This window comes from Bacillus sp. AR2-1 (assembly GCF_008368755.1).
Lineage (GTDB): Bacteria > Bacillota > Bacilli > Bacillales > Bacillaceae_G > Bacillus_A > Bacillus_A wiedmannii.
The window spans coordinates 671,524-686,735 of record NZ_QORY01000008.1 but is presented as its reverse complement, the minus strand read 5'-3'; the positions used below and the strand labels follow the sequence as shown (position 1 = coordinate 686,735).

General features: G+C 35.4%; 14 protein-coding genes and 2 pseudogenes. 4 read left to right on the top strand and 12 right to left on the bottom strand.

All coding sequences use genetic code 11. The features are described from left to right. Window positions 1-568, top strand: a pseudogene (locus DT250_RS13275) (Gly-Xaa-Xaa repeat protein); the annotation flags it as partial. Window positions 569-649: 81 nt separating this feature from the next. On the opposite strand, the gene hfq reads toward DT250_RS13275, so the two are convergent. Together hfq and miaA are read right to left on the bottom strand one after the other, a co-directional pair. Then, entirely contained in the window at window positions 650-874 is a 225-nt protein-coding gene (gene hfq, locus DT250_RS13270) for an RNA chaperone Hfq (RefSeq protein ID WP_000813896.1), read from the bottom strand. A gap of 21 nt (window positions 875-895) precedes the next feature. After that, the gene (gene miaA / locus DT250_RS13265) at window positions 896-1,849 is read right to left on the bottom strand and encodes a tRNA (adenosine(37)-N6)-dimethylallyltransferase MiaA (RefSeq protein ID WP_088064239.1); all 954 of its coding nucleotides are present in this window, start codon (window positions 1,847-1,849) and stop codon (window positions 896-898) included. Window positions 1,850-2,030: 181 nt separating this feature from the next. On the opposite strand from miaA, the gene DT250_RS13260 reads away from it, so the two are divergent. Further along, window positions 2,031-2,276, top strand: a complete 246-nt coding sequence (locus tag DT250_RS13260) for a hypothetical protein (protein ID WP_000814419.1) — start codon at window positions 2,031-2,033, stop codon at window positions 2,274-2,276. A 62-nt stretch (window positions 2,277-2,338) separates the two neighbouring features. On the opposite strand, the gene entD is transcribed toward DT250_RS13260, so the two are convergent. From entD to gabP, 8 genes are all read right to left on the bottom strand, one after another. After that, window positions 2,339-3,271, bottom strand: a complete 933-nt coding sequence (gene entD, locus DT250_RS13255) for a cell wall-binding protein EntD (RefSeq protein WP_149213107.1) — start codon at window positions 3,269-3,271, stop codon at window positions 2,339-2,341. A 347-nt stretch (window positions 3,272-3,618) separates the two neighbouring features. Further along, window positions 3,619-5,478 carry a PTS fructose transporter subunit IIABC gene (locus DT250_RS13250; protein ID WP_097889699.1) on the bottom strand — a complete coding sequence of 620 codons (1,860 nt, stop codon included), beginning with the start codon at window positions 5,476-5,478 and terminating at the stop codon, window positions 3,619-3,621. A 13-nt stretch (window positions 5,479-5,491) separates the two neighbouring features. Next, window positions 5,492-6,403: a 1-phosphofructokinase gene (pfkB, locus tag DT250_RS13245; RefSeq protein WP_060487493.1), complete on the bottom strand. Its 912-nt coding sequence runs from the start codon at window positions 6,401-6,403 to the stop codon at window positions 5,492-5,494. Further along, complete coding sequence (locus DT250_RS13240) at window positions 6,400-7,152, bottom strand: DeoR/GlpR family DNA-binding transcription regulator (protein ID WP_000957278.1); 753 nt, start codon at window positions 7,150-7,152, stop codon at window positions 6,400-6,402. The genes pfkB and DT250_RS13240 overlap by 4 nt, the downstream gene beginning before the upstream one ends. 158 nt (window positions 7,153-7,310) lie before the next feature. Beyond that, window positions 7,311-8,474, bottom strand: coding sequence for an iron-containing alcohol dehydrogenase (locus DT250_RS13235; RefSeq protein ID WP_046956536.1), 1,164 nt, complete (start codon window positions 8,472-8,474; stop codon window positions 7,311-7,313). 117 nt (window positions 8,475-8,591) lie between these two features. Further along, window positions 8,592-9,134 (bottom strand): DUF420 domain-containing protein, encoded by a 543-nt coding sequence (locus tag DT250_RS13230; protein ID WP_000228316.1) that lies wholly within the window; start codon window positions 9,132-9,134, stop codon window positions 8,592-8,594. A gap of 317 nt (window positions 9,135-9,451) precedes the next feature. Next, the gene (locus tag DT250_RS13225) at window positions 9,452-9,790 is read right to left on the bottom strand and encodes a hypothetical protein (protein WP_113732328.1); all 339 of its coding nucleotides are present in this window, start codon (window positions 9,788-9,790) and stop codon (window positions 9,452-9,454) included. 133 nt (window positions 9,791-9,923) lie between these two features. Further along, window positions 9,924-11,318, bottom strand: a complete 1,395-nt coding sequence (gene gabP / locus DT250_RS13220) for a GABA permease (protein WP_106382635.1) — start codon at window positions 11,316-11,318, stop codon at window positions 9,924-9,926. Window positions 11,319-11,739: 421 nt separating this feature from the next. On the opposite strand from gabP, the gene DT250_RS13210 reads away from it, so the two are divergent. Next, window positions 11,740-12,822, top strand: a complete 1,083-nt coding sequence (locus DT250_RS13210; protein WP_149213105.1) for a chitinase — start codon at window positions 11,740-11,742, stop codon at window positions 12,820-12,822. A 208-nt stretch (window positions 12,823-13,030) separates the two neighbouring features. Here DT250_RS13210 and DT250_RS32680 read toward each other — a convergent pair. Next, window positions 13,031-13,110: pseudogene (locus DT250_RS32680) on the bottom strand (N-acyl-L-amino acid amidohydrolase); the annotation flags it as partial. Window positions 13,111-13,278: 168 nt separating this feature from the next. Continuing rightward, a complete protein-coding gene (locus DT250_RS13205) occupies window positions 13,279-14,172 on the bottom strand; it encodes a metallophosphoesterase (RefSeq protein WP_088064245.1) in 894 nt (297 codons plus the stop codon). 196 nt (window positions 14,173-14,368) lie between these two features. Here DT250_RS13205 and DT250_RS13200 point away from each other — a divergent pair, with 196 nt between their 5' ends. Then, window positions 14,369-15,184: a formate/nitrite transporter family protein gene (locus DT250_RS13200; protein ID WP_088122935.1), complete on the top strand. Its 816-nt coding sequence runs from the start codon at window positions 14,369-14,371 to the stop codon at window positions 15,182-15,184. The last annotated feature ends 28 nt before the right edge of the window (window positions 15,185-15,212 follow it).

The window sequence follows — 15,212 nt, the reverse complement described above, 5'->3', positions numbered from 1 at the left end:
CAAGGTAACACTGGTGCCACTGGACCTCAAGGCGTTCAAGGTAACACGGGTGCTACTGGACCTCAAGGCGTTCAAGGTAACACGGGTGCTACTGGTGCCACTGGTATAAGGAGCTACTGGACCTACTGGACCTTCTGGTGGACCTACTGGACCAACCGGGCCTACTGGACCTAGCTTCCCTGTAGCAACAATTGTTGTTACAAACAACATTCAACAAACAGTACTCCAATTTAACAACTTCATTTTTAATACTGCAATCAACGTAAACAACATTATCTTCAATGGCACAGATACAGTTACTGTTATCAACGCTGGTATTTATGTCATTAGCGTATCCATCTCTACAACTGCACCAGGATGCGCCCCACTTGGAGTAGGAATTTCAATAAATGGAGCAGTCGCAACTGACAACTTCTCTTCAAATCTAATAGGCGACTCACTTTCATTCACTACGATCGAAACATTAGCTGCCGGCGCAAACATTTCCGTCAAACCTACCCTTAGCGAAATTACAATTCCTGAAACAGGAAACACTAACATTCGCCTTACTGTATTTAGAATCGCTTAAATTTCACTATGTATCGTTTATGGCAAATAAAAAAAGAGCGAGAAATTCGCTCTTTTTTTTGTTATGTACAATAATTCATTACTACTCTAATTCAATTGAAACATTTTTTTGTGGTACAAATGTAGAAATTGCATGTTTATAAATAAGCTGTTGCTTACCTTCTGTTTCCAGTAGGACTGTAAAATTATCAAATCCTTTAATTAATCCACGAAGCTGGAAACCATTTAATAAGTACAGCGTAACAAACGTATTTTCTTTACGGAGTTGATTTAAAAACTGATCTTGAATATTGATTGATTGCTTCATGTCGAATCCTCCTCTTTTTCTCTACTTACTATTATTCGACTTTAGTTGTAACTTTCCTTCTATGTATCGTAAAATTTCTGACGTTTTTTCACCGCCTGTAACATCAAACCACGTGACATCCATCTTATTACGGAACCACGTTAATTGACGCTTTGCATAACGACGTGAATTCGTCTTTAATTGTGATACCGCTTCTTCTAAAGAGACACGATCCTCAAAATAATCATATATCTCTTTATACCCAATCGCTTGAATAGATTGACAATCTCGTATCCCTCTATTATACAATCCTTCTACTTCTTCTAATAACCCTTGGTCCATCATTATATCAACTCGTAAGTTAATGCGATCGTATAGCATTTCTCGATCCATTGTCAAGCCAATCAAGGAAACATCGTATAATAACTCGTTTTCTTGTTTTTCAAGTTGATCACTCATTTTTTCACCCGTCGTGTGGAAAATTTCTAACGCTCTAATAACACGACGTACATTATTTGCATGAATACGCTCAGCACTTTCTGGGTCTACTTCTTGTAATTTCTTATGTACATATTCCACACCACGTTCTAATGCTAACTTTTCCATTTGTTCTCGGTATATAGTATCGCCAGCATCATCCGTAAACTGATAATCGAATAAAACAGATTGTATATACAGACCAGTTCCACCAACGATAATTGGCAATTTACCACGCTCTGTAATCTCTCGAATATGCTTACGAACACGTTCTTGAAATTCGGCAACAGAAAATGAGTCTTCCGGATTTTTTATATCGACCATATAATGCGGAATTCCATCCATCTCTTCTTTTGTCACCTTTGCAGTTCCAATATCCATCGTACGATAAATCTGCATGGAATCTCCACTTATAATTTCACCATTCAACGCTTTGGCAAGATCAATACTTAACTTCGTCTTTCCAACAGCAGTTGGTCCAATGATGACAGCAACTTTTTCACGTTGCACTTCTCCCATATCATTCAACTCTCTTTATGTAATGTACTCCATCTATTGATTATATCCAATCTTACCAATTTTAACGGCATGATTGCAAGTTCTTTCATTCCGGTACATGAAATTACAAATAAAAAAGAACATAGTTTGTCCAATTCCGCATATACATGATTAAAAATACCTTCGAGAGGATGAGTTGACTATGAAACAATCCACCATCAATTTTTCATCTTTAACAAAAGACCTTATTTTAGCTACTGCTACAAAAGAACAAAATTGTTCACAAGAAGAATTATATTTCGCCTTAAATTGTTTGCTACGTTCTTTTCATTCTACTCTCCAAGAAACAACATTACATCCAGAAAATAAAAATACAGAGTATATACAAAATCAATTTTGCAGTGCATATAAAATTATTACAGGTAAAACTATTTATCCTTTTCAATAATCCATAAAAAGCGGTTGCCTACATACTTTCAAGCAACCGCCTTTTATATTAATACATATACACTATTTGATTACTTTCACTTTTACAGATTTGCGCCCCCAGCTATCGGCACTACCATCTGAACCGACTAATACATCAATACGATTTCCTTTAATCGCACCACCAGTATCTCCAGCAATCGCTTCTCCATATCCTTCTACCCATACTTTTGATCCAAGCGGAATTACTTGAGGATCAACAGCAATTACTTTCATATTCGGATTTGCTGTTAAATCATGCCCCATTGCAGTTAATACACGACCACCATACGTACCATTCTCACTTGGATGCGCTGTATACGCTGTCGCTTCTACTGTTATTTCACGTCCACCAGCAGGTGCACTTGTTTCAGTAGATTTCGTAACTTGTTTCGTAGTTGACTGCTGTTTTGCCACAGGTTTACTTGATTCTACATTTTTAACAGACTCTTTGCTTTTAACTACTTTATTATTTTTAACCGGCGTATTTACTCTTACTGGCGCCTCTTCTTGCGTTACAACTTCTTTCTTTTCAATTACAGGTGCCGTCCCTGTTAAAAATGGCATGTGAACATATCCTGTTTTTCCATTATAGTCAAATTGTAACCATTCATTTTGAACTTGATTTGTCGTTTCAATTACATCATCTTTATTCAGTTTACCAAGAATTTCAGAGTCAGTATTCGCTCCAGCACGAACATTTAACACGCCCGGCGTTACATAATATGTACTTTTTGTAAATTCAGCACTTACAAACGCTTCTTTACCATTTAATTTAATTTTTGCCCATCCGTTTTCTGTATTTATAACATCTAATTTATTTCCACTTAACATTTTACCTACAAGCTTTGACTCTACAGTTGGGTTTTCTCTAACATTTAATACGTCTGTTGTTACAATCGTTTCTGCTTTCGCAGAACCTGCAAAAATCCCAAGACCAAAAACTGCCGCCGTTGCTATACCTAATAATTTTTTCATGAATAGCCTCCATTTGCTTTGTTTTCGTATTTTCATTATAGCAACAGATTTTTAGGATTTTTAGAAATCACACAATTACAAACCATTCGTAATACACGATTAATGAGTTGTAACATAAATTTCCATATTAATGAATTCCATTTCTAATAGAATCCCCAATAGTTTTCATATATTTTCCACATACTAGCCCAGAATTTTTTTCCAAAAAAAATTACAGTATTACTTTTTTGTTACAAAAAAACCATATTTCATTACATCTTTTACCAAAATTCATCATTCTCCAATTATTAATCTCCTTTTTTGTAATAAAAAAGAGCAGCTAATAAAAGCTACTCCTTTTTCATGTGTTATTTAACTTTCTTTTTCCAAATCCCCATCATAAGAGCTGAAATAACTGTCCCTATGAATATCGAGAAAATATATAGCACCGGTTTATTTACTAATGCGATAACAAACAATCCACCATGCGGTGCTGGTAATGTAATTTGGAATAACATAGATAATGCACCCGCAATACTTGAACCAACAACACAACTTACTATTACTCGAATCGGATCTGCAGCTGCAAATGGAATCGCACCTTCTGTAATAAACGATGCTCCCATAATATAATTTGTTAAACCAGATTTACGCTCTGCTTCAGTAAATTTTGATTTAAAGAAAGTAGTTGCGAATGCAATCGCTAATGGTGGCACCATACCACCGGCCATAACAGCAGAGTGTACGCCAAAGTTCTGCGCTTCTATTGCAGCAATACCAAATGTAAATGCAGCTTTATTAATTGGACCACCCATATCAATTGCCATCATACCACCTAATATAAGACCTAGTAATATAGCATTTGTACCGTTCAAACCATTTAACCATCCTGTTAACATTTCATTCAATGCTACTACAGGCGGAATTACTACTTTTTGCATAACAACTCCTGTAATCAACAATCCAAAGACCGGATATAACAATACAGGTTTAATTCCTTCTAACTGTGCTGGTAATCCTGAAAATAATCTTTTCAATCCTAAAACAACATACCCAGCTAAGAAACCAGCAATTAATCCCCCTAAAAATCCAGCATTCGCATGTGCTGCTAAAAATCCACCGACAACACCAGGCATAAATCCTGGACGATCAGCAATAGAACTCGCAATAAATCCAGCTAAAATTGGTACGAGGAATAAAAACGCACCTGTTTTGCCTCCACCAATAGACATTAACAATTCAGCCAATGGTCCTTCTGCTTTTATACCACCAATCCAAAATGCTAGTGCAATTAAAATTCCTCCACCCACAACGAATGGAAGCATATTACTTACACCGTTCATTAAGTGCTTATAAATTCCTAACCCTTTTTCTTTCTCTGTACTTTCTGTCTTCCCATCTTCCTTTATTCCATTAAAGATTGGCGCGTCTTGTTTTACAGCTCGATTAAGAAGTGTTTCCGTTTTTCTAATCCCATCAGCGACTGGCACTTGAATAACATGCTTCCCAGCAAAACGGTTCATTTCTACTTGTTTATCTGCGGCAACAATAATAGCTGTTGCTCGTTCAATGTCCTCTTTCGTTAAAGCGTTTTTTATACCTGTTGATCCATTCGTTTCAACTTTAATCGCTATTCCTAGCTCTGCTGCTTTTGCTTTCAAGCTATCCGCTGCCATATAGGTGTGAGCGATTCCAGTTGGGCAAGCCGTAACTGCTAGTACGTATGGTTCATTTCCTTCTGGTTTTGCAACTTCAATGTCTTCTTCTTCTTTTTCATTCTCTTTTTCATCAAATAAACGAAGAAGTTCCTCTTCATCCTTCGCTTCTAACAATTGCTTACGAAATCCTTCATCCATTAATAATGTAGATAGGCGCGATAACGTTTCTAAATGAGTATTATTCGCCCCTTCGCTCGCAGCAATCATAAAGAATAAATGTGCAGACTGCCCATCAAGCGATTCATAGTTGATACCGCTTACACTTCTACCAAAACAAATCGCTGGTTGCTTAACAGCTTTTGTTTTCGCATGAGGTATTGCAATCCCTTCCCCTATTCCAGTTGTACTTTGTGACTCTCGCTTTAAAATAGCTTCTTTAAATTCAGCTTTACTATTTAAACGATTTGCTCCGTCTAATTTCTCAACTAATTCATCTATGACAGCTTCTTTATTTGAAGCTGTCAAGTTCATAATAACTGTATCCCTTTTTAATAGTTCTGTAATTTTCATATGTTACTTCCCCCTATCGCTTAGTTACAATTACTTGCGACAATAATTCTTCTACTTTTTCTTTTTCACATAAATCAGCTGAAAATGCTGTTGCACTCCCTGTTGCAACGCCATATTGAAATGCCTTTTCAATATCTTTTGTCTGTTCATATTTACCTACAAATCCTGCAACGAGAGAATCTCCGGCCCCGACCGAATTAATTACAACACCTTTTGGAACAGTTGCTTCATATATACCTTCTGCCGTAAATAATAAAGCCCCATCTCCAGCCATTGATACGATAACGTGCTCTACACCTTGTTCAACTAATTTTCTTCCAAACGGTAAAACATCTTCTACTGTTGAAATCTCTACTCCGAATAACTCACCAAGTTCATGATGATTAGGCTTTAGTAAAAATGGTTTATTTTTAATTACATGCTGCAGCGCACTTCCACTTGCATCGACTACTACGCGAATACCTTTCTCAGCTCCGAGCGCTGCGATTGATTCATAAAAAGTAGTTGAGATAGACGCCGGTACACTTCCAGCTAGTACAACACAATCTCCCTGCCTCATACTTTCAATTTGTTTCATTAATTGTTCAAATTGTTCATTTGTCACATTAGGACCTTGCCCATTTAATTCTGTCTCTTCTTGCCCTTTTATTTTCACATTAATTCGGGAATCACCGTCTACTTGGACGAAGTTTGTTGTTACACCTTCCGCCTGTAATACATCTTTAATAAATCGACCGGTAAATCCACCAGTAAATCCAAGCGCTACATTTTCAACACCTAAACGATGAAGAACACGAGAAACGTTAATGCCTTTCCCTCCAGGAAATTTCATATCTTTCTCTGCTCGATTTACTGCTCCTAAATCGAAGGAATTAACTTGTACTACATAATCAATAGATGGGTTTAAAGTAACTGTATAGATCATTGTTTATCAGCCTCAATTACATTGGTTTGTCTTTTATATTTTTCTAAATCAATTTCTAAATAGTTTGTAATAATATTTGCTTCTTCAACATTGGCAATTTTCGCAAACGCAACTTCTGAAAACTTACTTTCATCAATTAAGAAATATCCTTCGTTTGCTAATGTTAATGCCATTTGTTTTAAAAGTGCCTCTTCTGGATCTGGAGTTGTAAAACCAAGCTGTTCATGCACACCATTCGCTCCTAAGAAACATTTATCAAAACGGTACTTCTGCATGCTTTCCTGTGCCATAGCACCAATTAAAGCTTTCGTCCTGCTTTTCATCATTCCGCCTAGTAAATACGCACGAATATTATTTTCAACTAAAGCTTCAATATGCATAAGTCCATTCGTAACGACAGTAACATCTTTATTTATTAAAAATGGAATCATTTCAAATGTTGTACTTCCTGCATCTAAATAAATGCAATCACCTTGTTCAACAATGCTAGCCGCATACTTCGCAATTTGTTGTTTTATTTGAATGTTTTTGGATGATTTTTCAACCATCGTTGGCTCTTGTCCTTTTCCTGTTAAAACAGCAGCACCACCATGAACTCTTTTTAATAACCTTTGCTTTTCCAATTGCGCTAAATCACGACGAATTGTTGATTCAGAGCTTTCTGTTCTTTCCACTAATTGCTGTAATTTAACAACCTTCTGCTCTTTTACAAGTTGCAATATCATTTGATGACGTTCAGGAGTTAACATTTTATTCACCTCTTCTTTGATTACAGTATAATGAAAACGATCACAAAAATCAACCATAAACATTCACAAATAACCAGAAACAGTCACAAACAGTTATAAACAACAAAAAAGAAACCCATTTGATTGTTATATCAAATGGGTTTCTTTTTTCGATTCACTTATAAAGAAGCTTTATATATACTTAAAACATCGTCTTTATTTAATTTTTTAAAGTTACCAAATTCACCATAAGCCATCGCTTTATCAGCCATTAAATCAATTTCATTTTCCCCAATACCGTAATCCGCTAACGTTACTGGTGCCTCAATTGAAGTCCAAAATTGACGTAACGCCTCAATTCCTTCTAACGCAATTTCTCGATCAGTCTTTTCATCTGTTTCTACATCGAATACGCGAATAGCGAACTGTTTAAAACGACTTACATTTTCATCTACAACACGCTTCATCCAGTTCGGGAATAAAATCGCAAGGCCACCCCCGTGTGGTATATCATGAACCGCAGAAACTGCATGTTCAATATTATGAGTCGCCCAATCTCCTTTTACTCCCATCGCTAAAATACCGTTTAACGCCATAGTACCGCAATATAAAATAGTTTCTCTATGCTCATAATTTTCTAAATCACTTAAAAGCTTAGGAGCAGTTTCAATTACTGTTTTTAAAACAGATTCACAATAACGATCTTGTAATTCTGTATTTGTTCCATGATGGAAATATTGCTCTAATACATGTGACATAATATCTACCATACCGTAAATTGTTTGATCCCTCGGCACAGACGCAGTATGAACTGGATCTAAAATCGAAAACTGCGGGAAAGTAACTGGGCTACCCCAGCCATATTTTTCATTCGTTTCCCAGTTTGTAATTACAGAACCAGCATTCATTTCAGATCCTGTTGCCGCAAGCGTAAGTACCGTACCAAATGGTAACGCCTCACTAGCAAATGCTTTTTTCGTTACAATATCCCATACATCTCCATCATATTTGCTACCAGCAGCAATTGCTTTCGTACAGTCGATTACACTTCCTCCGCCAACCGCTAATATGAATTCGACACCATTATCTTTACAAATTTGAATCCCTTTCTTTACAGTTGATACACGAGGATTCGGTTCAACACCTGTCAATTCAAATATTTCCGCATTTATATCTTTTAAAATAGAAATTACATTATCATAAATACCGTTTCTTTTAATGCTGCCTCCCCCGTATACGAGAAGAACTTTTTTACCGAACTGTGGAATTTCAGTTTTTAACTGTTCCAATTGACCTTTACCGAAAATAAGTTTCGTTGGATTACGAAATACAAAATTTTGCATATCCCTTTACCATCCCTTCTATATGAAAAGCAACTATACTTTTGTATACCATATTTTTTTCATTTCACAAAAATATTTGCCTAACAAAAAAAATCCCAGCCTAAAGGCTGAGATTTTTTATTGATAATAAGGTGAGATCATTAAGTAAACAATAACACCAGATAAACTTACATATAACCAAATTGGCATCGTCCAACGTACAATTTTACGATGACGTGTTAATTGATTTGTAAAACCAAATACAAGTGCAAACAATGCAAGTGGTACAATAATTGCTGCCAGGATAATATGTGTAATTAAAATGATGAAATACACATATTTAATGAATCCTTCTCCGCCAAAATGTGTTGCTGGCGCCAAGTAATGATACGATAAATAAGAAACACAAAATAGCAACGTCGTTGTAAATGCTGCTAAGATGAAACCACGGTGCATTTTCACATTCTTCTTAATAATAGAGTATAAAGCTGCTAATAAGAATACGAACGTAAAGCTATTAAAAATTGCATTTAACATTGGTAAAATTGTTACATCAAAATGTACTTCTCCTTCATAGCCAACAGGTCCAAAGAACAAAAATAAAATAATCGCATTTACAATTACAGAAAGCGTTATCACAATAGGAGCATAGCTTTTCTGATTAGTTGATTGATCCACCAAAATGGTCACTCCTCTTCCTTCAAATATGTATACGTAACCTCACTATTTTAACATATTATTCACAGTGTAAATGTGACAATAGTTTGACACAGTAAGACAGCGCAAAGAAAAAAATCCTTCTTAATAAAACTTCTTAAGAAGGATTTTATCGCTTTATTATTTAAATAGCAATGTAATTAGTTTTTGTTAAAAAACGTATTGCTATATGCTTGATAAATTTCAGACACTTGATATCCCATTAAAGAAATTGCTGTTAATGAAAAGAAACCAATCATAAGAAATCGAAACCACATATAAATCTCCCCCTTGTATTTAGCTTAAAAAGCAGTCGCTATATTACAAGTTGAATGGCACTCTTCATCGTCACTTTCCTTTTTCTTTACAATTGCTGTTATAAATCGAATCATAAAGAAAATCACAAAAGGAAACTGTTCGTAATTTACCTTGGCATAGTTTGGCAACGGCTCGCGCTGCACATCGAACGGAGATGAGAAGGAATAGAACATACCTTGCTCTTCCATATATACAATTACAATTTTCATACAAAACATTATTCCTAGAAATGAAACAATATCTTGCCATTCTGTCGTATATAACAAGTTATACAGCTCTAGTACGTACTCTTCCATCGTCATCCCCCCTTCCTTTTTTACCATTTTGCTCGCCTTCATATAAAAAGTCAAGAAAAAAGTTTATATTCACTATGACAATAGTAATTACTTGTTTCTATGATTATATATGATTCTTTTATAGCAATGATTGGGTGTAACTCTCTTCTAAAACAAGAAATTAGAATCGAACAGATTCCTCATTCTTGCTTTTAGGATTCAACAATGTACTATTTTTATTTCTATTAAAAATAAAATAAGAAATTATTATAAGAACAGTAACAAGCATTGTTAAAAGCGCTTGTGAACGTAAAGATTCAATTGCGAGCATGGCAACTAAAACTGCTATAATCGCAGTAATTGTAACATATGTTACATATGGAAAAAGCCACATTTTGACTTTCAAATTTTGTTGTTCCGCTTTCCCCATTTTTTTACGTATCTTGAAATGTGAAACTGCTATAACGAGATAAACGAGTAACGCAATCCCGCCAGATGCATTCACTAAAAATAAAAATACTTTATCTGGAGATATGTAACTAAAAACAACTCCAATGTAAGCAAAGAAAGTTCCAAATAAAACCGCCCGAACTGGAACACCACTACTATTCAATTTCAAAAATGTCTTTGGCGCGTCTCCTCTTTCTGCCATTGAAAAAAGCATTCTTGAGTTCGTATATAAACCCGAATTTAAACAAGAAAGTACAGCTGTTAAAACGATAAAGTTCATAATTTGTGCTGCCGCTGGTATCCCTATATGTTCCAGCACCGCCACAAACGGGCTTTTTAGTATGTTCGCTGAATTCCACGGAAGGAGTGTAACAACTACAGCAATCGATCCAATGAAAAATACGAGAATACGCCAAATTACACTATTTGTTGCTGTTTTTACTGCTTTTACAGGTTCGGCAGACTCTCCAGCGGCTACTGCGACAATCTCTGATCCCATAAATGAAAATATAACGACGGTAATTCCAAGTAGCACCGAACTTATACCATTTGGCATAAATCCTCCTTGCCCTACTAAATTCGAAGTGCCAGGTGCTTCCGTTCCTGGTACAAATCCTAAAATAACAGCGAGTCCAAGACAAAGGAACAAAACGATACTTATTACTTTAATAAATGAAAACCAATATTCAAACTCTCCAAATGATTTCACCGAAAAAACATTCGTCAATGTTAATAAAATCGTTAATATTAAGCTCAATAACCAGAGCGGGATTTCTGGAATCCAATATTGAATAATACCAGCACCTGCTGTAGCTTCTATCGCAATAACAATTACCCAGAAAAACCAATATAGCCACCCAATTGTATAACCCGCCCATGGACCAATTGCTTCTCTTGCATATGTTGCAAATGAACCACTTGTCGGGTTAATAGCTGCCATTTCCCCTAGCATTCTCATAACGAAAATGACTAGAAGTCCTGCTAATGCATATGAAACGATAGAACCTGGCCCTGCTGAATGCACAACCGCACCGCTTCCAACAAACAAACCAGCTCCTATTACGCCACCAATGGAAATCATTGTAATGTGGCGTATTTTGAGGTCTTTCTTAAGATTTTTATCCAACTCTTGTACATCCCCTTCCAAACTTAATTTTGAAATTTACCCCGTATTAACGGACAGTAAGACCCCCACCTCAAAATTCAGCGGAAGCAAAGAAGTTAGGTGGGAATCTACTGCCCGTAAAAGCCCGATTGGTGAGGGCTGATAATCAGCGGGGGATGAACAAAGCCCCACTGATTAAAGTTTCACTTTATGTAAGAGTATTATGCGAAAAATCTTGTCCTATACTTTAAAATATATCAAAATATTCTGAATTTAACAATCATAATTCGACCTCCTCCAAAAATTATTACATTAGGTTTAATAATTTTCCATACACAATTGTTGAGAAAATTATAGTCACCTTACAAAAGTTCAAATTTTCAGATATTATGAAATAAACAAGATTATACATCTAGACAACTTTTTGTATAGGAGTGTTGATATGTTAAACAAGTTCAAATTTATTTGTTGTACTTTAGTAATTTTCTTACTGCTACCGCTAGCTCCCTTCCAAGCACAAGCTGCAAACAATTTAGGATCCAAATTACTCGTTGGATACTGGCATAACTTCGATAACGGTACTGGTATTATTAAATTAAGGGACGTTTCACCAAAATGGGATGTAATCAATGTATCTTTCGGTGAAACTGGTGGTGATCGTTCCACTGTTGAATTTTCTCCTGTGTATGGTACAGATGCAGAGTTTAAATCAGATATTTCTTATTTAAAAAGTAAAGGTAAGAAAATAGTTCTTTCAATAGGTGGACAAAATGGGGTCGTTTTACTTCCTGACAATGCGGCTAAGAAACGTTTTATTAATTCCCTACAATCTCTGATCGATAAATACGGTTTTGATGGAATAGATATTGACCTTGAATCAGGTATTTACTTAAACGGAAATGACACTAATTTTAAAAACCCAACTACTCCTCAAATCGTAAATCTTATCTCAGCTATTCGAACAATCTCAGATCATTACGGTCCAGATTTTCTATTAAGCATGGCTCCTGAAACAGCTTATGTTCAAGGTGGTTATAGCGCATACGGAAGCATCTGGGGTGCTTATTTACCGATTATTTACGGAGTAAAAGACAAACTAACATACATTCACGTTCAACACTACAACGCTGGTAGCGGGATTGGAATGGACGGTAATAACTACAATCAAGGCACTGCAGACTACGAAGTCGCTATGGCAGATATGCTCTTACATGGTTTTCCTGTAGGTGGTAATGCAACTAACATTTTCCCAGCTCTTCGTTCGGATCAAGTCATGATTGGACTTCCTGCAGCACCAGCGGCCGCTCCAAGTGGCGGATATATTTCTCCAACTGAAATGAAAAAAGCTTTAGATTATATCATTAAAGGAATTCCTTTCGGAGGAAAGTATAAACTTTCAAATCAGAGTGGCTACCCTGCATTCCGGGGCCTAATGTCTTGGTCTATTAATTGGGATGCAAAAAACAACTTTGAATTCTCTAATAACTATAGAACATATTTTGATGCTATTCCCTTGCAAAAATAATAAAAAACAACAATAGGTTACATAACCTATTGTTGTTTTTTATTTATGTAAATTACTTTTTCACTTCTACATGATGAAAAGATTCTTTTCCATCTCTACATAACACTTTGAATTCTCTAATAACTATAGAACATATTTTGATGCTATTCCCTTGCAAAAATAATAAAAAACAACAATAGAACCTATTGTTGTTTTTTATTTATGTAAATTACTTTTTCACTTCTACATGATGAAAAGATTCTTTTCCATCTCTACATAACTATTTACAATACTTAAAAGTAATTTGCCACGAAACCATTTCGTTATATAAACTTTCCAATTCTTTATGCCATGTTTCTACCATAGAAATTCCCCTTTCCTTTTTAACACTTTAAATAAAAATCACATAACATTCTGTATTTACCCAATAAAAAAAGAGAACTTTCTCTGAAAGTCCTGTTACTACTCTAAAATAGTCTAGTTGCTATTTTGCTTTAACACAAATACTGAAAGTTCAGGTACACTCCAAAATCTAACAGGCATTCGGGTTGTCCCAATACCACGATTTACGTATAAATGTAACGGCTTATTCTTCCCTTCTAATTCATACATACCTTCAACATGACTCTCAGCTAATTTTGTAGTAATTAATGGACCTATAAAAGGAATTTGAACTTGTCCCCCGTGACTATGTCCTGACATTTGAAAATCAACTGGGTAACGAGCTACTTTGTCTACAACATCCGGCTCATGTACTAAGAGCATATTAAAATCTTGTTGCCTTACTTGTTTTAAAGTCGCGTCTATTTGCGGCTTCCCTAATAAAAAATCATCCAAACCTGATATTGTAATATATTTGCCATTTTCCGCATTAATTTTATGCACTTCATTTACTAACACAGAGAAACCAGCTTCCTCCATATACTTTTTATAAAATAAACTACCTCCCCCGCCCCTATCATGATTCCCAAACACTGCATATTTCCCTAAGGGCGCATGTATTTTCTGCAAAATGCTTTGCGCTTCTTCTCTTTCTGCCTTATACGATCCAAACTTATCTATTAAATCCCCTGTAAAAACTACTATATCTGGATGTAACGTATTCATCTTCTCTACCAAATTTTCTAGTTGTTTCAATGTAAATTCTGGCCCTAAATGCACATCTGAGAATTGTAATATCTTTTTGTTATTAAACTCTTTAGGAATTGTAGAAGCTTCTATTTCATTCCACGTAACTGTTACTAGTTTTCGTTCTATTTCTGTCGCATAGAAATACAAACTTATTGAAATCATTACTATACTTATGAAACTGATTATACATATCTTGACGATTGATTTTTTTTGTTCTTTTTTTACATGATTCGTATTCATATTCTCACCTCTAGAAGTACTTTAAAGCCTTATTGTTACATTAATGTGACAACATGAACAATGTTAGCTATATCCAATTCTATCCTCATTCACTTTGACAAATTTATACAGAAGTCATAACATATTTTTATAATACATAGATTCTTAAAAATGTTCCTTCTATTCATTCTATCATTTTATTAAGGAGAGATTATTCATGTCTGTATTTACACCAGAAGAAATTACGGAACTTGCTGCGAATTCCGGAAGAAAAAAAGCTCATTTATCATTACTCCCTATGCTAATTCTCGGTTTTTTTGGTGGTGCTTTCATAGCATTAGGGTATTTACTCGATATTCATGTTATTGGAACAATGCCAAAGTCTTGGGGATCATTTACTAGTTTTCTAGGTGCCGCTGTATTCCCTATCGGTCTTATACTCGTTATTCTTGCAGGCGGTGAGTTAGTAACTGGCAATATGATGACCGTTTCAATGGCGTGGCTTCACAAAAAAATCGAATTATTTCACTTCATTCGAAATTTAGTTATTGTTACGTTTAGCAACTTCATAGGTGCTGTATTCGTTGCTTATTTTTTCGGTCATATCGTCGGATTAACAGAGGGAGCTTTTTTAGCGAAAACAGTTTCTATTGCGCAAGCTAAACTACAAGATACACCACTACAAGCCTTCATTTCTGCAATCGGATGTAATTGGCTCGTTTGTTTAGCTGTTTGGCTCAGTATGGGAAGTAAAGAATTTATCGGGAAGATTATCGGTATTTGGTTCCCAGTTATGACTTTTGTTGCGATTGGATTTCAACACGTTGTAGCCAATATGTTTGTCATCCCAGCTGCAATTTTTGCCGGTCATTTAACTTGGATTGAATATTTTCCAAACTTCATTTTTGTTTTCTTCGGAAACTTAGTAGGAGGTATGTTATTTGTAGCATTACCTTATTTCATATCCTATAATAAGAAACTCCCTTCCAATAAAGAGCAAACTGCATTAAAGAAAAAATCTGTATCCGCTTAAATTGAAAGTCTATACAGTGGCTCTAAAA